The organism is Psychromonas sp. KJ10-5 (assembly GCF_055808325.1).
The window spans coordinates 3,119,932-3,141,105 of record NZ_CM147864.1 but is presented as its reverse complement, the minus strand read 5'-3'; the positions used below and the strand labels follow the sequence as shown (position 1 = coordinate 3,141,105).

General features: G+C 38.6%; 22 protein-coding genes. 7 read left to right on the top strand and 15 right to left on the bottom strand.

Annotation, left to right across the window (positions count from 1 at the left end):
* Positions 1–40 precede the first annotated feature (40 nt).
* The 9 genes from AC0L3W_RS13705 to lptM all read right to left on the bottom strand — a co-directional run bounded on the left by AC0L3W_RS13705 (position 41) and on the right by lptM (position 9,558).
* Positions 41–565 (bottom strand): SPOR domain-containing protein, encoded by a 525-nt coding sequence (locus AC0L3W_RS13705; protein WP_290041511.1) that lies wholly within the window; start codon positions 563–565, stop codon positions 41–43.
* A 2-nt stretch (positions 566–567) separates the two neighbouring features.
* Positions 568–2,316, bottom strand: coding sequence for an arginine--tRNA ligase (gene argS, locus AC0L3W_RS13700; protein WP_409440270.1), 1,749 nt, complete (start codon positions 2,314–2,316; stop codon positions 568–570).
* A 128-nt stretch (positions 2,317–2,444) separates the two neighbouring features.
* Complete coding sequence (locus AC0L3W_RS13695; protein ID WP_409440271.1) at positions 2,445–2,900, bottom strand: hypothetical protein; 456 nt, start codon at positions 2,898–2,900, stop codon at positions 2,445–2,447.
* A gap of 359 nt (positions 2,901–3,259) precedes the next feature.
* Positions 3,260–5,425, bottom strand: coding sequence for a DNA helicase II (uvrD, locus tag AC0L3W_RS13690; RefSeq protein WP_409440272.1), 2,166 nt, complete (start codon positions 5,423–5,425; stop codon positions 3,260–3,262).
* A 95-nt stretch (positions 5,426–5,520) separates the two neighbouring features.
* Complete coding sequence (locus tag AC0L3W_RS13685; RefSeq protein ID WP_409440273.1) at positions 5,521–6,228, bottom strand: HAD-IA family hydrolase; 708 nt, start codon at positions 6,226–6,228, stop codon at positions 5,521–5,523.
* Positions 6,229–6,241: 13 nt separating this feature from the next.
* Entirely contained in the window at positions 6,242–7,141 is a 900-nt protein-coding gene (gene xerC / locus AC0L3W_RS13680) for a tyrosine recombinase XerC (protein ID WP_409440274.1), read from the bottom strand.
* Between the two features lie 54 nt (positions 7,142–7,195).
* Positions 7,196–8,023, bottom strand: a complete 828-nt coding sequence (gene dapF / locus AC0L3W_RS13675) for a diaminopimelate epimerase (protein WP_290041502.1) — start codon at positions 8,021–8,023, stop codon at positions 7,196–7,198.
* A gap of 56 nt (positions 8,024–8,079) precedes the next feature.
* The gene (lysA, locus tag AC0L3W_RS13670) at positions 8,080–9,342 is read right to left on the bottom strand and encodes a diaminopimelate decarboxylase (RefSeq protein WP_290041500.1); all 1,263 of its coding nucleotides are present in this window, start codon (positions 9,340–9,342) and stop codon (positions 8,080–8,082) included.
* Between the two features lie 48 nt (positions 9,343–9,390).
* Complete coding sequence (gene lptM, locus AC0L3W_RS13665; RefSeq protein WP_290041498.1) at positions 9,391–9,558, bottom strand: LPS translocon maturation chaperone LptM; 168 nt, start codon at positions 9,556–9,558, stop codon at positions 9,391–9,393.
* A gap of 242 nt (positions 9,559–9,800) precedes the next feature.
* Between lptM and AC0L3W_RS13660 the strand changes: the two genes are divergently transcribed.
* The 3 genes from AC0L3W_RS13660 to ushA are packed head-to-tail and all read left to right on the top strand — an operon-like array spanning position 9,801 to position 12,209.
* Entirely contained in the window at positions 9,801–10,025 is a 225-nt protein-coding gene (locus tag AC0L3W_RS13660; RefSeq protein WP_290041496.1) for a hypothetical protein, read from the top strand.
* Between the two features lie 11 nt (positions 10,026–10,036).
* Entirely contained in the window at positions 10,037–10,510 is a 474-nt protein-coding gene (coaD, locus tag AC0L3W_RS13655; protein WP_290041494.1) for a pantetheine-phosphate adenylyltransferase, read from the top strand.
* 40 nt (positions 10,511–10,550) lie between these two features.
* Positions 10,551–12,209, top strand: a complete 1,659-nt coding sequence (gene ushA / locus AC0L3W_RS13650) for a bifunctional UDP-sugar hydrolase/5'-nucleotidase UshA (protein ID WP_409440275.1) — start codon at positions 10,551–10,553, stop codon at positions 12,207–12,209.
* A gap of 84 nt (positions 12,210–12,293) precedes the next feature.
* Here the strand turns inward: ushA and mutM are convergent, their stop codons facing one another.
* The 5 genes from mutM to radC all read right to left on the bottom strand — a co-directional run bounded on the left by mutM (position 12,294) and on the right by radC (position 14,947).
* Positions 12,294–13,106: a bifunctional DNA-formamidopyrimidine glycosylase/DNA-(apurinic or apyrimidinic site) lyase gene (gene mutM, locus AC0L3W_RS13645; RefSeq protein ID WP_409440276.1), complete on the bottom strand. Its 813-nt coding sequence runs from the start codon at positions 13,104–13,106 to the stop codon at positions 12,294–12,296.
* Positions 13,107–13,207: 101 nt separating this feature from the next.
* The gene (locus AC0L3W_RS13640; protein ID WP_290041488.1) at positions 13,208–13,660 is read right to left on the bottom strand and encodes a hypothetical protein; all 453 of its coding nucleotides are present in this window, start codon (positions 13,658–13,660) and stop codon (positions 13,208–13,210) included.
* 69 nt (positions 13,661–13,729) lie between these two features.
* Positions 13,730–13,885, bottom strand: coding sequence for a 50S ribosomal protein L33 (gene rpmG / locus AC0L3W_RS13635; protein ID WP_025562982.1), 156 nt, complete (start codon positions 13,883–13,885; stop codon positions 13,730–13,732).
* Between the two features lie 11 nt (positions 13,886–13,896).
* Complete coding sequence (gene rpmB, locus AC0L3W_RS13630; protein WP_113820089.1) at positions 13,897–14,133, bottom strand: 50S ribosomal protein L28; 237 nt, start codon at positions 14,131–14,133, stop codon at positions 13,897–13,899.
* Between the two features lie 136 nt (positions 14,134–14,269).
* Positions 14,270–14,947 carry a RadC family protein gene (radC, locus tag AC0L3W_RS13625; protein ID WP_409440277.1) on the bottom strand — a complete coding sequence of 226 codons (678 nt, stop codon included), beginning with the start codon at positions 14,945–14,947 and terminating at the stop codon, positions 14,270–14,272.
* 112 nt (positions 14,948–15,059) lie between these two features.
* On the opposite strand from radC, the gene coaBC reads away from it, so the two are divergent.
* The 4 genes from coaBC to AC0L3W_RS13605 all read left to right on the top strand — a co-directional run bounded on the left by coaBC (position 15,060) and on the right by AC0L3W_RS13605 (position 18,951).
* Positions 15,060–16,283, top strand: a complete 1,224-nt coding sequence (coaBC, locus tag AC0L3W_RS13620) for a bifunctional phosphopantothenoylcysteine decarboxylase/phosphopantothenate--cysteine ligase CoaBC (RefSeq protein WP_409440278.1) — start codon at positions 15,060–15,062, stop codon at positions 16,281–16,283.
* A gap of 219 nt (positions 16,284–16,502) precedes the next feature.
* Positions 16,503–17,105: a nucleoid occlusion factor SlmA gene (gene slmA / locus AC0L3W_RS13615; protein WP_113820092.1), complete on the top strand. Its 603-nt coding sequence runs from the start codon at positions 16,503–16,505 to the stop codon at positions 17,103–17,105.
* 16 nt (positions 17,106–17,121) lie between these two features.
* Positions 17,122–17,997, top strand: coding sequence for a mechanosensitive ion channel domain-containing protein (locus AC0L3W_RS13610; RefSeq protein ID WP_290041484.1), 876 nt, complete (start codon positions 17,122–17,124; stop codon positions 17,995–17,997).
* Positions 17,998–18,237: 240 nt separating this feature from the next.
* A complete protein-coding gene (locus AC0L3W_RS13605; RefSeq protein ID WP_290041483.1) occupies positions 18,238–18,951 on the top strand; it encodes a FadR/GntR family transcriptional regulator in 714 nt (237 codons plus the stop codon).
* Positions 18,952–19,025: 74 nt separating this feature from the next.
* Here the strand turns inward: AC0L3W_RS13605 and AC0L3W_RS13600 are convergent, their stop codons facing one another.
* Positions 19,026–21,173: a heparinase II/III domain-containing protein gene (locus AC0L3W_RS13600; protein WP_290041481.1), complete on the bottom strand. Its 2,148-nt coding sequence runs from the start codon at positions 21,171–21,173 to the stop codon at positions 19,026–19,028.
* Position 21,174: the final 1 nt, after the last annotated feature.

Below are 21,174 nucleotides of genomic sequence, written 5' to 3'. Positions count from 1 at the left end.
ATATAAAGAAAAGGAGAGCCTTAGCTCTCCTTATTAAGGTTTAACGCCAAAACCAGATTTGGCAGCCATTAATTTTTGCACGCTGTAATTGGTGACGTTGTTTTTCAGCCAGGCGTTTACGCTCGTATGGCCCCAAAATAACGCGGTACCAGTTACCGGTTTTTTTAACTATGCTATTTAAACCTTGGAAGGCAATTTTAGCTTTCAGAGATTCAGCATCACCTTGGTGTCTGAATGATCCACATTGCATCTGATAAGGTCGTGTGGGTTTTTCTTCTACCGGAATATCAACCTTCACTTCTTTGGTTTTTAAAATATCGACATAGTCCCACTTAGGTTGCGGCATTTCAGGTAAGGTTTCTTCTGTTTTTGCCGTACTTTTAGCCACTTGTTTTTTTACAGCTGGTGGCTTATCAACAGCAAATACAAAGTAGCTAATAAAGGCGATCAATAAAATCGCAATAAAGCAGGCAATATAAGGAAACCCTTGTTTAGTTTGCTTACGCGTATTGCCTCTTTTGGTTGCGCCCCGTTTAGCGGGTTTTCTACGTGTGACTCTTGGCATTTTTACATGCGTTCCAATGTGTTAATACCTAATAGGGCTAGACCTTGTTGTAAGGTTTTTGCTGTTAAACCTGCTAGTTTTAAACGGCTTTGTTTTTGTGTTTCGTTTTCGGCGATTAAAATCGGACAAGCTTCGTAAAAACTTGAGAATAAACCAGCTAACTCAAATAAATAAGCACATAGGTAATGTGGCATACCTTGTTTGCCCACTTGATTAATTATTTCATTAAATTGCATTAATTTATTAGCCAAGTCTTTCTCTTTTTCTTCAGAGAAAGTGACATCTGCAGTAATGCTATCAATAGCGATCCCCGCTTTATTGAATATACTTGCTATACGCGTATAAGCATACAGTAAGTAAGGTGCCGTATTGCCCTCAAAGCTCAACATGCTATCGAAACTAAAGGTGTAATCGCTAGTACGGTTTTTAGAAAGATCGGCATATTTAACAGATGATATACCAACTACAGACGCAATATGACGTAACTCTTGTTCAGCCATATCTTGATTTTTCTCTTTTACTAACTCGTAAGCACGTTCTTCTGCTTCCGTTAATAAATCAGCTAATTTAGGCGTTGAACCTGCACGAGTTTTGAAGGGTTTGCCATCTTCGCCCATTACCGTACCAAAAGGCATATGTTCAAGTGAGGTACCAGCTTTTACAAATTCTGCTAAACGAGCAACTTCAAATACTTGTTGGAAGTGTAAACCTTGGCGAGCATCTACAAAATATAATACACGATCAGCATTTAATTCAGATTGACGGTAACGGATAGCGGCTAGGTCAGACGTTGCATATAAGAAACCACCATCTTTCTTCTTGATGATAACAGGTAATGGTTCGCCTTCTTTATTTTTAAAGTTATCTAGGAAAACACATTTTGCACCTTGGCTTTCTTGTAATAAACCTTTGCTATCTAAATCTTCTACCACTCGAGCAAGGTCATCGTTATAAGCGCTTTCGCCACGAACATCATCTAAACCTAAGCTTACGCCCATGCGCTCGTAAGCTTCTTGACAGTGAGATATACTGATCTCTTTAAACTCTTTCCATAGCGCCAAACATTCAGCATCGCCACTTTGTAGTGCAACTACTAGATCACGAGCACGATTAGCAAAATCTTCTGATTCGTCAAAACGACCTTTAGCAGCACGGTAGAACACTTCTAAGTTTGCTAGGTTTTTATTGATCTCTTCCCCTTTCGCTCGTAACTCTTCCATATAAGCGAGTAACATACCAAACTGCGTACCCCAGTCACCTACGTGATTTTGACGTACCACTTTATGACCTTGGTATTCTAAAGTTCGGGTTACTGAGTCACCGATGATTGTTGAACGTAAATGACCAACATGCATCTCTTTTGCTAGATTAGGTGAAGAGTAATCAATGACCACTGTTTGCGGTGCAGAAGTTAGTTCTACATTTAAACGTGAATCAGCAAAAGCGCTATCTATTTGCTTTTCAAGATAGTTAGGATTGATAAAAAAGTTAATGAAACCAGGACCAGCAATTTCAGTTTTAATTACTAGCTCAGAAGTCGGTAGGTTTTTCACGATCAGTTCTGCTAATGCACGAGGGTTTTGTTTTGCTGGTTTTGCCAACATCAATGCGAGGTTGTTAGCAAAGTCACCGTGTGATTTGTCTTTAGTACGATCAATAGTGATACGAGGTTGAACATCTGCAGGGATAAGTTGTTGAGCTTGTAAAGAAGCGACAGCTTGTTCAAGTAGGTTTTGGATTAATGCTTTCATGTATAACTCACTAATTGATTCGGACAAATAAAGTAGTGAGATTCTACCGTTTATCTAAGGTGAAGACTAGGAAGTTAATTCAGTTCAACGCCTTAAAAGTTAAAATAATGATTAAATTTGTAGCGCTTTTAGAGATATTCAAATTCATGGCTGGCCATCACTACTTGATACAGCATCTCTTCCTCTTTAGAGGTTAAACCTTCTAACGCTATTTCCGCTTCAGAGGTACTGCTATTGATAGTGGCTGCTTGCATTGCTTCAATGAGTTGTATATCTAATTGGATTGCTAATGTGACAACATCTTCTAGGGCTAACTCAGGTTGAAACTTAAGTTCTTTGCAGCGTTGTGGGAAGCTTTGGTCGAATATATCTTCTAACCAAGCATTTAATAGACTTAATGGGGCCTGTTGAACATATTGATGGAGGTGGCAATATGAGAGTTGTTCTTTATTCCTCATATACTCTAGTAAAAGTTTTACTTTTTCATCATTGGCTTCAAGGCTTAACCTTTGGTAGAGCTCGGCTAATGCTTTATGGCAATCTTCAATATACAGCAAAAAATCTTTGATCAGTTTTACGCGCATAATAACCTCCTGAATATTACTCCTTGTTCTGTTCAAAAAACAAACAGAACTCATTCATCATAGCGAGTTTTAAGTATTAAGCGAGAAGTTATATTGGATATGTGATGTGGTTAATATCAATCATACTAATTAACTGATCTATTTCATTTGTTAAAATGACTTATTTTTTCGTTGTAAATTTCATAAAGAGAGCTGTTTACGCTTTAAACCAAGTTATTTTTCCTAGACGGCATTTAGGTCAGTTACTTAATATAATTGGTCTATGGTTTGTTAGTAAATATTGATGTGTTTAATAAGGCTTTTTAAATTGAAGAAAGCCTTATTAATTTGGATATGATTAGTATGAAATCAGTTAGAAATTAAATAACTTCTAAACGTGCGTACGTTGTCATTAACCATTTACTGCCGACACCCATAAAGTGTACTTGTAAACGGCTATTTTCCCCGCTGCCTTCTTGTGCGGTGATAGTGCCTTCGCCAAACTTAGCATGTCTCACTTGTTGACCTAATTTAAAGCCTTGAATATCTTGTGTTATAGCTAGTTTAGGTTGTCGAACTTTAGGCTCTGCTCGACGTACTTGAGTTTTTAGTCGTACGTAATCTACATTTTCATCAGGTAGCTCACTAATGAAACGTGATGGGGCATGAAACTTCTCTTGTCCGTATAAACGTCTGCTTTCAGCATGACATAAGGTCAATTTAACCATAGCGCGCGTTAAGCCAACGTAACAAAGGCGGCGTTCTTCAGCCATACGAGTTTCATCGGTTGCAGACTGTTGTCCCGGGAACATTCCTTCTTCAACACCTACAATAAACACTTGTGGAAACTCTAAACCTTTGGCTGCGTGCATTGTCATTAATTGCACTGCATCTTCAAACTCATCTGCTTGATTGTCACCTGATTCTAATGCTGCATATGCAAGGAAGGCGGTAAGTTCTTCCATCTCTTGCTCTTCTTCAGGGATCACAAAAGCTTTAGTCGCAGAAACTAGCTCTTGTAAGTTTTCAATTCGACTGCGTGATTTTTCCCCCTTTTCAGCTTCAAACATGGCGACCAAACCCGAATGTTGAGTTACGTGATCCACAATTTGGAAAAGCGGTAGTTCTGACGTTTCTTCTTTAAAACGATTTATTAAGGTTAAGAAACTATTTAATGATGATTTTGCAGCGGCACTGAGTAAGTTATTTTCAATTAAATACTGACTTGCTTGCCATAGCGTATAGCCTTGCTCTCGGGCACAAATACGTATTTTATCTAAGCTGGTGTTGCCTATTTTTCGTTTTGGCTTATTAACAATACGTTCGAAGGCTGCATCATCTTGATGGTTATTCATTAAACGTAAGTAAGCAATACTGTCTTTAATTTCTAACCGGTCGAAGAAACGTTGCCCACCATAGATGTGGTAAGGGATCTGCTGCGCCATTAACTGTTCTTCAAATAAGCGAGATTGCGCATTACTGCGATATAAAATCGCGCATTCACTTAATTTATTACCGGCATTTTTCCATGTTTGTAATTGGCTAGTAACATAACGTACTTCATCATAGTCATTAAACGCACTATAGATGGAGATGGGTTCACCATCCTCACCGCTGGTCCATAACTCTTTACCTAGTCGATCGCTGTTATTTTGGATCAATTGGTTAGAGGCTTTAAGAATATTCCCAGTAGAACGGTAGTTTTGTTCTAAACGTATTGTAACCGGTGAGTTTTTTTCTTTTAAGAAACGTTGAATATTCTCAATGTCTGCGCCACGCCAACCATAAATAGACTGATCATCATCACCTACAATGGTTAAATAATTGCCATTATCTGTTAATAGCGTTAACCAAGCATATTGCAGTTTATTGGTGTCTTGGAATTCGTCTACCAATACATGCTGAAAGCGTTGTTGATAATGTAATAATAGAGCTGAGTTATGTAACAATAATTCATGCGCTCGCAATAACAGCTCAGCAAAATCTACTAACCCAGCTAGATCACAAGCGGCTTCATAGGCTTGATAGACCTGTAAACGTTGCTTTTCTTGTAAACTAAAACCTGGATCGATATGTTTAGCTCGTAGACCTTCATCTTTTTTATCGTTGATGTACCACTGTAATTCTTTAGGTGGGTAGTATTTTTCATCTAACCCTAGGCTTTTGATAATGCGTTTGATCATCTTTTGTTGATCGTCACTATCTATAATTTGAAACTGCTCTGGTAATTTCGCTTCTTGATAGTGCAAGCGTAATAATCGATGCGCTATACCGTGGAAGGTGCCAATCCACATGCTGCCGATCTGTTGTGGGCAAATATCAGCGATACGTCCGCGCATCTCTTTTGCTGCTTTATTGGTAAAGGTTACTGCCAAAATGCCGTAAGTCGGAATATGGTTTACTTGCATTAACCACGCGATTCTATGCGTTAATACACGTGTTTTACCACTGCCAGCACCTGCTAATACCAGCATGTTTTGTTCTGGTGCAGAAACCGCTGCGCGTTGATGATCATTTAAACCATCGATTAGGTAAGATACGTCCATAGAAAAGCCTGTTTATTTATTCAGTAGATAAGAACTATACCGAAACATAGATTAAATGTGAATGATCTATGTCGCGGCGCATGTGGTGTATTTATTTATAGCAAGTTGAGGAGGGCTTGGAGATCGGCTATCTCGATAGTGGGCAGTAGTTTTGCCCCTTTAAGCGCAGAACCTTTAGGATTAAACCAAACTGCTTGAGCATCATGCTGTTGTGCACCAAATACATCACTATTCAGGTGATCACCAACATGTAATAGATCGCTGATTTGAATATCTAGTTGATCCGCTGCCTGTTGAAACAAGGCAATATCAGGTTTACTTTTAATACCATTACCTGCTTTTAAAACAAATTGGAATTTATCCTGTAATCCTATTTTTTCAACATCAACATTACCATTGGTGATCGCAATAACAGGATAATGTTTAGCAAGTTGCTGTAATAGTTCGATGCTTTCATTAGGCACATCAACCTCACTGCGCAATGCAATGAAGGTTTGTAATGCAGTTTCTGACCAAGCAATCGCATCAACAGGAGCAATACCATGCACTATCATTACGCGTTGAATGGCTGCTTTTCGAGATGCAGTGACATCGTGTTTTAAGCTGGGATCTTCTTTAACTATTAATGCCTTATATAAATTCCATCTTCTTTCATCTAACTCAGCTAACTTTTCATAGGTGTTGTTAAGAAACACTAAAAATTGTTGCTCTGCCTTTCTGATGACCGGTTCATTGTCATATAAAGTATCATCAAGGTCGAAACTAATCGCTTTAAATGGACGGAGTGTTTTATAAAATATCATCGGTTATCCCATCTTACTTTTTACGTTTAGCACGCGGGTGTGCTTTATCATACACTTCTGCTAAATGTTGAAAGTCTAAGTGTGTATAGATTTGAGTGGTGGCTAGATCAGCATGACCTAATAAGGTTTGTACTGCTCTTAAATTACCGCTCGATTCTAACATGTGTGTCGCAAAGGAATGGCGTAACTTATGTGGGTTGACATGACTAGGTAATGATTGCTCTAGTCCCCACTTTTCCATACGCATCTGCACACTACGAGTAGAAATACGCTTTTTTTGTTTCGATAAAAATAGCGCTTTTTCACCCGGTTCAGCAAAGTCCGGTCTGACTTTTAACCATAGTCTCATGGTTTCGATTGCCGTTTTGGTGATTGGCAATAAACGTTGTTTACTGCCTTTACCTGTTACCATGATCTCTTTAGCTGATAGTTTAATATCACCCAAATTAATATTCACTAATTCACTTAAGCGTAAACCTGATGAATACATCAGTTCCATCATACAATGATCGCGAAGGGTGAGCGGATCATCTCCATCAATATCTAATAGCTGATCCATATCATCAACGCTAATATTTTTAGGTAAAGGTTTATCTAATTTAGGTGCGGAGACTCCTTTTGCAGGATTAAAAGTCAATTGACTATTCTTTACCATATATTCAAGAAAAGAGCGTAAGGCTGATAGTTTGGTCGCGATCGAACGTGCTTTTATGCCATTTTGATGTAGTTGTTTGGCTAATAGGCGTACTTGGTGAGTATCTAATACTTGCCAGCTTTTAATCTGTTGTTCGGTTAAAATATCTATAAATTCATTAAGGTGGCGTTGATAGTTATTTATGGTGACCGGGCTCAATCCGCGTTGGCTAGCAATGTGAGTTAAAAAGCGTTGTACGTCAGGTAATAATGGATTCATAGTAAACCCTAGGTTAAAGAAAAATGCAGTATTGCTACTGCACTTGAGCAAGCTCTATATTTGAATTTGTCCATCAAATACAAAATCTGCAGGACCGCTCATACGCACGCTTTGACCAGGTTGCCAGAAAAAGCGTAATTCGCCTCCTGGTAACTCGATTCGGCAATGTGTATCTAACTTATTTTGTAATTGACCTACTACGGCTGCAGCACACGCACCTGTACCACAGGCGAGGGTTTCACCTACACCACGCTCCCAAACTCGTAATTTAGCAAAACCACGGTCAACGACTTGCATAAAGCCTACATTAACTTTATTAGGGAATCGTTCATGTACTTCTAGTAATGGCCCTAAGGTTTCCACCGGCGCGTTATCAATATCATCAACTAATACTACGCAGTGTGGATTGCCCATAGAAACAACGCCACATAATACGGTGTGGTCAGCAACACGCAGAATGTAGGTTTTTTCTTCTTTCTGTGCTTCAAAAGGGACTTTAGCGGGTTCTAAAACAGGTTTACCCATATCCACAATGATGTTGCCATCTTGCTCTATTTTGAGCTGAATTTTCCCTTTTGCTGTACTCACGTTAATGACACGTTTTTGGGTTAAGCCTTTTAACTTTACAAAGCGTGCAAAACAGCGTGCGCCGTTACCACATTGCTCAACTTCGCTGCCATCGGCATTGAATATGCGATAATGGAAGTCTAGGTCAGGATCATAAGGTGGCTCAACCATTAATAATTGGTCAAAACCAATACCAAAGTTACGGTCTGCTAGCTTAGCGATCGTTTCTTTAGACAAAAATACATTTTGCGTAACATTGTTAATGACCATAAAATCATTACCCAAGCCATGCATTTTAGAAAACTCAATATTCATTTTTTACCTTCATAATAGGGAAGTTTCCTTCCCTAATGTATTGGCTCAATTTTTAACTAAGGTAAAACGTGCTCACCGCGCCATAAGTCGATATGTCTTTCACGTTGGCGTACAACAAAGGCTTTATCACCATCCACCATGATCTCAGCAGGGCGACAACGAGAGTTATAGTTTGAACTCATCGTTGAACCGTAAGCGCCTGCACTGCGAATCGCTAAGTAATCACCTTCAGCAATAGCAAGTGAACGTTCTTTACCTAAGAAGTCACCTGTTTCACATATCGGGCCCACGATGTCGTAAACACGTGTTGGACGTTTTTCTGGATCATCCAGTTTACTATTAATTGGAATGATATTTTGCCATGCACTGTAGAGTGCTGGGCGAATTAAATCATTCATTGCTGCATCAACAATGGCAAAGTTTTTATAATCGTTGAGCTTTAAGAATTCAACTTTAGTGACCAAAATACCTGCATTGGCCATGATTGCACGACCAGGTTCGAAGATCAGTTTTAATTGGCGACCATTCATACGTGCAATTAATGCTTGCATGTATTGTGCTGGTTCTGGCGGTGTTTCACCATTGTATGGAACACCTAAGCCGCCGCCTAAATCTAAATGCTTAATGTTGATACCTTGTGTTGCTAAGTCGTCAATTAGCATTAGTAGTTTATCTAACGCTTCAATGAAGGGTTCAATCTCAGTTAATTGCGAGCCGATATGACAATCGACACCTTTCACTTCTAAAAATGGTAATTCATTAGCTAGGCCAAATACCGTTAACGCTTGCTCTATTTCGATACCGAATTTGTTTTCTTTTAACCCAGTAGAAATATATGGGTGTGTACCTGCATCAATATTAGGATTGATGCGAATAGAGATTGGTGCTTTTGTTTTTAAACATCCAGCGACTTCATTAATACGGTATAGCTCTGAAATAGATTCTACATTGAAACAGTAAATACCTGCTTGTAGTGCTGTAGATATTTCAATTTCGGTTTTACCTACACCAGAGAAAACTACTTTTTTAGGATCTCCACCGGCTTGAATGACACGTAGCAATTCACCAACAGATACAATATCAAAACCTGAGCCTAAGCGTGCCATTAGGTTTAATACACCTAAGTTTGAGTTTGCTTTTACTGCGTAACAGATTAGGTGAGGGTGATCGCCCGCGGCTTGATCAAAGGCATTCCAGTGACGTTCAATAGTCGCGCGAGAATAAACGTATGCAGGCGTTCCAGATTTCTTGATGATATCTTCAATTGCAGTATCTTCAACTAATAAACGGCCATCGCTATGGTAATTAAAATGATCCAATGTTAAATCCTTTTTTGTTCAGTTTGTTATCACTGCCTTTGAGCATACTTATTGTGAATTATTTAAGGCATTTGTTGTTGTTTCTGTCACGTTATTTTGTTGTGTTTCCGTTTCTTGTTGTTGCGGTGCTTCTTGATAAAGAGGCCCTTTCATACCACAACCAACTAATAAACTTGAAAAACACAGGACTATTAACGATAAATAAAGATTTTTCATACCTTATCCTAGTCAAATATTTTTAGCCCTCTATAATCGCATTTCATGGTTAAAAAGCAAAGGAGAAGTAAATGACCGATGAGGAATTTATCGAATTAGCTGACCCCTTGTTGCAAAAATTTGATAAATACAGTGCTGAGATTGATGATTAAAGCCTTCGTTGCGGCTTATTTCATTTTTATTAGTGTTGATGGACCAACAATCTAACGAAACTGCGTGTTTCATTTTAAGAGAACAAAACTATGTTCAAGTTATTTGTTTTATACCCTTTTATCGCATTAGTATGTATTTGGCTAAGTAGTGATGTAGAGGTTGATACCTCTATTTATAAGCTAGATGATAATAGTGTCTCCATTGAATTTCCTAAAGCGCGCTTTAGAGAAACCGGAACTGAGCCTTGGTTTACCTTTTACTGGCAAGTAGATCATGAAGCACAGTTCTCCGAAACATTAATTGAATTAGAATAAGAGGGGCACCAATGAAAACAGTTGTTTTTCCAGGGTCTTTTGATCCCGTTACCAATGGACACCTTGATCTTATTTCAAGAGCCAGTTGTTTAGCTAAAAAAGTGATTGTTGCTGTAGCGATGAATGACAGTAAAAATCCTTTTTTTAATCTAGAAGAGCGTTGTGCTTTGTTAAAAGAAGCAACACAACATATTGAGGGGATTGAAATTGTCCCATTCAGTGGGTTATTAGCTGAATTTGCTAAACAACATCAAGCCGAAGCGCTTATTCGAGGTATTCGTGGTGGTACTGATGCCGATTACGAAATTCAGCTCTCACAAGTTAATTTCACTTTATACCCTCAATTAGAAACTATTTTATTACCCGCTCATGCTCGTACTGCTTTTATTTCTTCAACCATCGTTAAGGAGGTGTTTAAACACCAAGGCGACATTAGCTTATTAGCACCGAAATGTGTCCAACAAGCTTTTAATAAAAAACAATGAAAATAACACTCTATTTTAAAGTCATGCCATAGGAATAATAATGAGAACAATGACAAAAACACTTTTACTTACCGCACTTAGCTTTTCTTTGTTAGGTTGCAGCAGCGTTGCCGATAAAACCTGGGAACAGGATAAAGTTTACAACATCACAGTGCTTCATACTAATGACCATCATGGTCGTTTTTGGCAAAACCGTTATGGTGAGTATGGCATGGCTGCACGTAAGACCTTAATCGACGGTATTAGAAGTGAAGTTGAAGGGGCTGGTGGTAGTGTCTTGTTATTATCAGGTGGCGACATCAATACTGGTGTACCTGAGTCTGATTTACAAAATGCAGAGCCAGATTTTAAAGGCATGAGTTTAATTGGTTATGATGCGATGGCTATTGGTAATCATGAGTTTGATAATCCTATGGCGATCTTAAAGCAGCAGGAAGAGTGGGCTAACTTCCCATTATTATCAGCAAATATCTACGATAAAAAAACTAATACTCGTTTATTTCAACCTTATCAAATGTTTGATCTAGGTGGAGTAAAAACGGCAGTGATAGGTTTAACAACAGAAGATACAGCCAAAGTGGGTAACCCTGAATATGTTACAGGGATTGATTTTAAAGACCCGACCACTGAAGCGAGAAAAGTGATTGCTGAAGTAGAGAAAAATGAACATCCAGACCTTATTTTTGCTGTGACACACATGGGTCACTATCAAAACGCATTTTACGGTGTGAATGCACCAGGTGATGTGACACTTGCTCGTGCTCTGCCGGAAGGTGCCTTAGATATGATCGTTGGTGGGCATTCGCAGGAGCCTGTTTGTATGGAAGGCCCTAACGTAGTTGATACAGAGTTTAAACCTGGTGATGATTGTGTGCCAGATAAACAAAACGGTACCTACATTATGCAAGCTCATGAATGGGGTAAATACGTTGGACGTGCCGATTACCAATTTAAAAATGGTGTGTTAACACTGGTTAATTATCGTCTTATTCCAGTTAACTTAGTTAAAAAAGTGAAAATAAACGGTGAGTCAAAGCGTGTACTGGTAGAAGACAAAATAGAGCAGGACCCTAGTTTATTAGCCTTCTTAACGCCTTTTCAAGAAAACGGTCAAGCTGAACTAGGTAATAAAGTCGCAGAGAGTGATGCTAAGTTAGAAGGGGATCGTAATATGGTTCGTTTCCAACAAACTAACTTAGGTCGATTAGTCGCTAAAGCACAAAAAGAGCGAGCTAAAGCAGACTTCGGTGTAGTTAACTCTGGTGGGGTTCGTGATTCAATAGAAGCTGGTACGATTACTTATAAAGATGTGTTGAAGGTACAACCTTTTGGTAACCAATTAACGTATGTTGATATGAGTGGGAAAGAGGTGCTTGATTACCTTAATGTTGTTGCTACTAAACCAGTAGATACAGGTGCTTATGCTCAATTTTACGGTATTAGTATGACAGTTGGGGAAACAGCAGTTAGTCACGTTAAAATTAACGGCAAAAGTCTTGATTTAACAGAACAATATCGTTTCTCTATTCCAAGCTTTAATGCCGCTGGTGGTGATGGATATCCTAATATTACTGAGCATCCTGGCTTTGTAAATACAGGTTTTGTTGATGCTGAAGTATTAAAAGAATACTTAGAATCACACTCGCCGCTTAAGGTTGAAGAATATCAACCAACGGGCGAAATAGTTTATCAAAACTAGTATCGCTATTTAATGATTAATGCATAACGTAATAAAAGCCTAGTGATGAATAATCCTAGGCTTTTTTATTGGGAATAATGCTAATCACCGTTGGCAGTTGGCGCAGTACACACTATTACGTGCCGCTAACTTAACCGAGGTTAATGGTGTCTCACAGCTTGGGCATAATTCACCTGTTTTACCATAAACATGCAAGGTTTGTTGAAAGTAACCGGGTTTACCATCGCCCCCCACAAAGTCTTTAAGTGTTGTCCCACCTTGCTTAATCGCTTCGGTTAGTATCTCTTTAATTGCTTCAACTAAGACTTGATAACGTTTTAAACTAATATTATTTGCCGCTCGAATGGGGCTGATGCCTGCTTTAAATAATGCTTCCGTGGCGTAAATATTACCCACACCCGTTACCACCTTTTGTTCCATAATGAACTGCTTAACGGGTAGTTTTCTACTTTTACCGAGTTCATATAATAATGCCGCGGTAAATTCATCAGAAAGAGGCTCTGGACCTAATATGCTTAATAATGGGCTTTCTTCAGGTTGCTCTCCTAACCATAGAATAGCTCCGAAGCGTCTTGGGTCAGTGTAGCGTAACAGGCAGTGATCGAACTCAAAGTCTACATGGTCATGTTTTTGTGGGACGGTTCCTAATTTACAAATACGTAAATTGCCGGACATACCCAAATGAATTAATAAGGTACCCGCTTCAAATCGTAATAATAGATATTTAGCGCGGCGATCAATGGCTAACAGCGTTTGCTTTTCTAATAATGACGGCAGCTCTTTTGGTATTGGCCAACGTAATTGATGGTGACGTAGGGTTATTTTTTTAACCGTTTGCTTGACGATATGCGGGCTAATGCCACGACGGCTAGTTTCTACCTCTGGTAACTCTGGCATGTTTCTCTCATCATTTATTTAAGAAGTAATCATGACAACAATAGCTTACTAGGCTTAATTAGTTAACCGTGTTTTTTAGCAAAGGTGGGCTGGTGGAATGATTATCTGCCAATTAATGAAGTTAGTTTATCAATGGGTAAAGCTAAAAAAGTATCTTCATTAACTTGTAAAATATATTGACCATCCTGCAGCTGATGTAGTTGCACAAGAATAGGTTGCTGTTGTTCGATAACAAAAAATTTTAAGATAAAGTCGGAAGAGGGCAAGGATTGGATATCTAAGACTGCTAACGGAAGAGTTTGCCAGTTATCGACAATACTTTGCAGGTTTTCATTAGAAAGGTTAATACTAGGCTCTCTTTTCCATTCTCGGCCTGTTCGTGTCATTACGAAATCTGGTGTTTGTATTTCAACAATGGTTAGGTCTGGTGAGATAACTGGACGCTGTGGCGTCGAATTTGAAAAGTGCAGTTGTTGACGAAAGTTAAAGATGAAGATAATAAGTAATACGCCAAAGATAAGTACATTATTCCAACCTTTTTTGGATAAGCGCATAAACATTCCTTTTTCTTTAGGTATAAAAAAACCCAGTATAAACTGGGTTTTTTCAAGGTTAAATCAAAATTACTTGATTTTGCCTTCTTTGTAGATAACGTGTTTACGTACTACAGGATCAAACTTTTTGATCTCAAACTTTTCAGGCATGTTCTTTTTATTCTTATCAGTAGTATAAAAATGACCAGTACCAGCGCTTGAATTTAAACGAATTTTATCACGCATTTTTAAGCTCCTTAAACTTTAACGCCATTAGCACGGATATCAGTTAAAACTGAATCAATACCTTTTTTGTCGATGATGCGCATACCTTTAGTAGATAGGCGTAATTTAACAAAACGGTTCTCACTCTCAACCCAAAAACGGTGTGTTTGTAGGTTAGGTAAGAAACGACGTCGTGTACGGTTCTTTGCGTGTGATACATTGTTACCAACAGCTGGACGCTTGCCTGTAACTTGACATACTCTAGACATGTCGAAATTCTCCAAAAATATTAGTTTTACTCGAGCAAAATAGTCGAACACCTTTTTTAGCCGTCGCCAAAGGCGTCGAGGGCGCATTTTATACATCATTAAGATTAAAAGATCAACAAATGTGAAAATAAATGCCCTAAATCCACCCTTTTTCGGCAAATGAGGTGTATTTTCCATCACCAATGATGAAATGGTCTAATATTTTAACATCAATTAATTGCAGTGTATTCACAAGTTTTTCAGTAATATTTTTATCAGATTGACTGGCTGTTGGATCACCTGAAGGATGGTTATGCACAAGAATAATTGCCGCGGCATTTTCCTGTAATACTTTTTGCACGATAACTCTTGGGTGAACATTGGCACTATTTATTGTGCCGAAGAAAAATTCGTGGAAGCGAATAACGCGATGTTGGCTATCTAATAATAATCCTGCAAACACTTCATAAGGATAATCACGCATTTTTGCACTTAAAAATTGTTGTGTTTGTGCCGCACTAGTTAATGGGTCGCCCTTCATTAATGGCTCTTGTAGGTAACGACGAGACATTTCTAAAACCGCTTGTAGTTGCACATATTTTGCTTGTCCTAAGCCTCTGTGAGTACAAAATTCACTTTCACAGGCAGAAAAAAGCGATCGTAAGGAGCCGAAATCGGTTAATAGCTGTCGAGATAGGGTCACCACATCAACACCTTGACATCCAGTGCGTAAGAAAATAGCCAATAATTCACTATCGGTTAGGCTACCAGGACCTTGCTGGATCAGTTTTTCTCGTGGCCTTTCTTGTTTTGGCCATTCCTTTATTGATGCCAAAGCAGACCTCCTTAAATAAAATATAGAGTATTAAATCTAGTTTAACTTGTGCATATTGCGTAACATTTTTATGGTATTGTTAGTTTTTTTAATTTAATTTTCCGAGAACCTTATGTCATCAATATTGCCCCTTGCAGGGAAAAAGATATTATTGGGTGTTTGTGGCGGTATTGCTGCATACAAAAGTGCAGAATTAACACGCCGTTTAATGGATCAAGGTGCTGAAGTTCGTATTGTAATGACAGCTTCTGCAAAACAGTTTATTACGCCTTTAACCATGCAAGCCGTCTCTGGGCATGTTATTTATGATGATCTATTAGATCCGCAAGCAGAGGCGGGGATGGGACATATTGAATTAGCTAAGTGGGCTGATTTAATTTTAATTGCACCAGCAACAGCCAATGCCATTGCTCGTTTGCGTTCAGGTATGGCAGATGAGCTATTGACTACTTTGTGCTTAGCGACGCCGTCTCCCATTGCGATAGCACCTGCCATGAATCAACAAATGTATTTAGCACCAGCAACACAAGATAATTTAAGTGTTTTAGCTGAACGTGGTGTTTTCATTTGGGGGCCAGGGCAAGGTATACAAGCTTGTGGAGATATCGGCCCTGGCCGTTTATTGGAGGTGCCTGAATTAGTTACATGCTGTTGTGAATTTTTTGCGCCTAAAGATCGAAGCTTAGCTGGTGTAAATATAGTCATTACCGCTGGTCCTACACAAGAAGCTATTGATCCTGTACGTTATATTAGTAATCATAGCTCAGGTAAAATGGGGTTTTCGTTAGCCAATGCAGCACATAGTATGGGCGCAACTGTTACCGTGATTGCTGGACCAGTTAATTTAACATTACCAACGGCTATAAACCGCATTGATGTTAAAAGTGCAATGGATATGCACCAAGCTGCGTTAGCTTCATTAGCGTCGACCGATATCTTTATTGCTTGTGCTGCTGTGGCTGATTATCGTACTGAACATATTCATACTGAAAAGATGAAGAAACAAACAGATACCGATTCAATCACATTAACTTTAGTAAAAAACCCAGATATTATTGCAGATGTAGCGAGTGCTGCGGATCGACCTTTCTGTGTTGGCTTTGCCGCTGAAACGAGTGATGTTGAAGCCTATGCAAAAGGTAAGCTTGAACGTAAAAATCTTGATCTAATAGCGGCAAACGATGTTTCTGTTGGGACACAAGGTTTTAATAGCGATAATAATGCGTTAACGGTGTTTGCTAAAAATAAACGCTTTGATATTGGTTTAACCAGTAAAAAAGAAGTTGCAAAACAACTACTTACAATCATTTCGAAAGAGTATCAACAGCGCTCTTAAGATCATACGCATGACATAAATTAAAGGTAAGATCTGGCCGCTAGTTAGCTAGCAGCAGGGGATACCTATTTAATTTTTATAGCTATTTATATTAAATTAATACCTTTCGTAGGAATAAGTGAAGTACATAGGGCACTTATTAATGCAATGGGTATAACAACTGGAGACCAGTTTTGGGGACTCAGGAAAACAACAACGATAACAAAGGAAGTTATTAAGATGGTTGCAAAAAATAATAATAAAAAAGCCAATAGAAAGGATGATATTTTAAGTGCTTTAGCGATTATGTTAGAAGGAAAGCCAGGGCAGCGTATAACTACTGCGAAATTGGCTGCAGAAGTAGGTGTATCGGAAGCCGCTTTATATCGCCACTTTCCAAGTAAAGCTCGTATGTTTGAAGGGTTAATCGACTTCACAGAAACCACGGTGTTCACTCAGATCAATTTGATCAAAGAACAGCAGAAAGATACTTTTGTACGTATTGAACATATTGTTCATTTCTTATTAGGCTTTTCTGAAAGAAATCCTGGTATCACACGTATTTTAAGTGGTGATGCCTTAGTAGGAGAAAATGAACGGCTACAATTACGTATAGAACATGTTTTTTCTAAGTTAGAAACACAGTTAAAACAAACATTGCGTGAGAGGCCAACCTCTGATGGACAAAAGTTCACTACAGATGAAGGGATATTAGCGAACCTATTATTGTCTTATGTAGAAGGGCGAATGAGTCAATTTGTACGTTCTCAATTTAAACAAAAACCTACACAACACTTTAAAAACCAGTGGCAGTTTTTTTATAAACAGCTAACACAAAGCTAAGTTAAGGAGCAATATAATGTCAGAAGAAAGTGGAGCGGTAAATGCTGTTGCCGAAGCTATCGAGAAAAATGTAGATATACTCAACAATAGCGTAACTTGGTTTGCTGATAATCAAGATCTGATTATTGGTTATGCTTTAAATATTTTTTTTGCTGTCTGTACCCTCATTATAGGGATGATGGCCGCGCGCTTTATTGCTGGTACTTTGCATAAAATATTAGGTAAGCGTGGTTTTGATAGCACCATCGTAGATTTTGTAACACGCATGGTGCGTTACGTGATTGTTGCCTTTGTTATCATCGCATCACTCAGTAAGTTAGGGATTGAGACCACTTCATTTGTTGCGATTATAGGTGCCGCAGGTTTAGCTGTTGGTTTAGCATTACAAGGGTCGCTTTCTAACTTTGCATCAGGGATCTTAATTATTGCATTACGTCCATTTAAAGCGGGTGAGTATATTGAAGCGGCGGGTACAGCGGGTGTAGTTGAATCAGTACAAATTTTCTCAACCACTCTCACTAGCCCAGACAATAAGTTTGTTGTTGTACCTAACTCTGCCATTCTAGGCGGTAATATTATTAACTATTCTCGTAAACCAACACGACGTATCGATTTAGTGATTGGTGTAAGTTATAACGCTGATCTCGCTCAGACTAAAGCGGTATTAGAATCGGTATTGAATGACACTAAAGGTATTTTACCAACACCAGCTCCAACTATTGCTGTTTCAGAACTAGCGGACTCAAGTGTTAATTTAGTCGTTCGCCCATGGGTTAACGGTACTGACTATTGGCCAATACGTTTTCAGTTAATGGAGTCTATTAAAAATGCTCTTGATGAAGCAGGTATAGAAATTCCATATCCACAAATGGATGTCCACATGGATAAATAGATATTAACTTTGTATCTTTTAAAGCCAGCCTTTGTGCTGGTTTTTTTGTTTTTATATGATCGCTATCTTATTAAAACCGGTTTTGAATTCAAAAAAGCCTCCCTAGCTCTCTATAAAAAAATATTTTATAATTTAAAATCAGAGAGATAAGTGATTGTTAATTGAGCTGTTAGTTGTTTGTATCTAAGCCCTTGTAATTATCATATAATAACGATTGATTTATATACATGAAGAGACATTATGCATAACCCATTCATACAAATTTCTGGTTCCAAGCGTAGTTTACATGTCCAAGTGGCACGTGAAATTGCGAGAAAAATATTATCTGGTGAAGTTGCTCAGAATGAGATTATTCCTAGTGAAATGGTATTATGTGAGCAGTTTAGTGTAAGCCGCACTGCCTTGCGTGAAGCGATTAAATTATTAACTTCAAAAGGTCTATTAGAATCTAAGCCTAAAGTTGGAACGCGTGTTAAAAGTCGTGATAACTGGAATTTCTTAGATGCTCAATTATTAGATTGGGTTATTGATTTAGGTGATAATGCATTCGTATATCAAGAGTTTCTTGCATTACGTAAAGCGATTGAACCAGAAGCGGCGGCTTTAGCTGCACAGAATGCAACAGCTCAACAGCGTATTTTGTTATCTGCTACTTTCCAACAAATGGATTACGTGTCTAAAAACTTTGATGCTGCACAATGGATGGAAGTGGACATGGAATTCCATCGTCTCGTCTTTCTTTCAACGGGAAATAGCTTTTATCTGCCTTTTGCTAATGTGCTATGTACTATGTTTAAAAGCTTCATTAGTCATTCGTCCGAAAAGGGTGGGACTTGTATCGGTGAACATAGAGCAATTTATTCGGCTATTATGGCTGGGGATGCTGAAAAAGCCCGTGAAGCAAATAAACGCCTGTTAAGCACAACCAACCACCGTTTACCAACTAGTAACTAATAGTAAAGGTAGACTTTTGCTAAAAAGCCGCGCTAAGTTAATTCTTAACGCGGTTTTTTGTTTACTACTATTTCTTAAATAATAGAGACTGCTCCAGTCCAGGTGATCTGTTCACCATTGATGGTAATGCTTGTTATTGTTTCAGCGTTAACACCAACTTGATTGTTAACACACACTTTTAGTTGCTTCTGATCACTTAAGTGAATCATGACTACTGATGCTTTGTTATCACTGTGAAGCACTTCTACAGACTCCACTAATCCACGAGCATTTAAGCTTGCTTCAATAGCTTCGTTGAAATAACCGTGTGTTTCATAGACATTAGCAAATAAATGGTTAGCGGCTTTCTGACGAAGAATAAATAGCGGTTCATTACGTAAGTTGAAATCAGGATCATTAGCGCCGGTTCGCGCAAAGATAAATTCGCTGTTTTCATTAGCGCTACTAATTAATGAATAATAAGTATTACCCATTAACCATGTTGTTAACGAAGATTTCTCTATTTTACCTTGCCCAAGATTCCATAAGTGCTGATAACCAAATGCATCACCTAAGGTGTTAAGGCTTTTGTTCGCTTCATAGTCAAAGTCATTACGAATGATTTGTCCTTGGTAATGAACTGGATAATCGTAGCTATGTTCCTCCTCACTGATTAGGCGGAATAGATCAATAATCAATGGTTTTTCAAAGCCTTCTAGTTCAGCCATGATCACCGTACGCTGTTGATCAATACCTGGGTAATAATCACGAGCATAAGCACTCATTGCTTGAAGTTTTTGATCATCTAATAACGTAAAATGTTGTTCACCAAAATGTTGTTGAGCTATCGCCGTTGTGCCTTGGTTTTGACTTGTTTGGTCAACGACTACCGTATTATGTGCAATGGTTTGCTTACAATAACTGGTATTTTCAGGGATATAACGCCCCCCAAATTTAGGTTCGATATTTACCCAGCGACCGTAACCGTAATCATTAATAAATTCTTGGTTATTGTTGAATAAGCTAAGGTGTAAGCCATCAAAGTGACCATGGTCTAAAGCTGAGTGTAATTTCGCATCACTACCGTGTTGTCCATACCAAAGTAGTGCCATGCTATCATCAGCTTGTGTATCTCGGTGACGTAAAATAGTCACGCCACCACACTCACCTTCAGCCCCATCACTTAGACTTAAACTACCCCAGTTAAAGTTAGGGACTTCAGCGTTATCTTGCAGAGCATTAGATAATGTTGCGCCGGTATTATGCACCCAAACTTTACCCTGATGCTTAGCCATGGCTAATAATGTTTCATTTTGCTCGTAACGATCGAAACAGATATTGGTCGCCAGTAAAATACCGAGATCCTTGATATCCATGGTACGAGATGAGTCATTCAATGCAGGTAAGGTACCATTTGGGAAAGCCGTTGACATTACCGCATAGGCAGTCGTTTTAATCACTTCATCTTTTAATTGATAGATGCCTATCTCTGGTTGGCGACGTTCAATGGTTTCAGCAAATAGGAAAATAGGGCGCAGCGAAAAACGATGGTAATAAGGACCTTCCATGTAGTAACCATCAGGTGAAAAAAGCTGCGTTAATTGCGCAATAAAGCCACCAGAAACACTATCTCCTTTTAAACCATAAATAGCTTTATCTACCGTTGCTTGGTCGTTAATGGCATATGCACAAATACCAGCACTAGCCACCGACCATAAACCGTGATTATGGATAATGTCAAAATTCTCAGCATAAGTTTCAACAAACATCTCAAGCATTACTTTGAACAAATCATTTTCAATCAACTGTTGTTGCTGTTCAGTTAATTGATGGCGAATACAAGAGTAAGCGCAGGATGAGTATAACATCCACATATTTTCATTGAGCGTTTGATGAAATAGACGGCCCGGTTTATTTGAATCTCGGCTAATATTTAATTCACGATATTTATAAACCTTTGCATACTCAATTAACATAGTGGTTGCGTAATCAAGGTAACGTTTATCTTCAGTAATCAGATATAAACGACCAGCTAGGTCTAAATGGATATAGTTTTGTTTATGACGGTTGTGTTCATAACCGCCAGCTTCGCCGTGGCCTGGGATCTCAATACCGATTGGCATGTAAGCTTCAAGTGCGTCAATTTCTTCACTAATAGAAAGGCCGATTAACGAGTCGCTATCGACATATTGACGTAATTCGGCTGCTTGTTCATAGCTCATTAAAAGGGGTTGATAACTCATG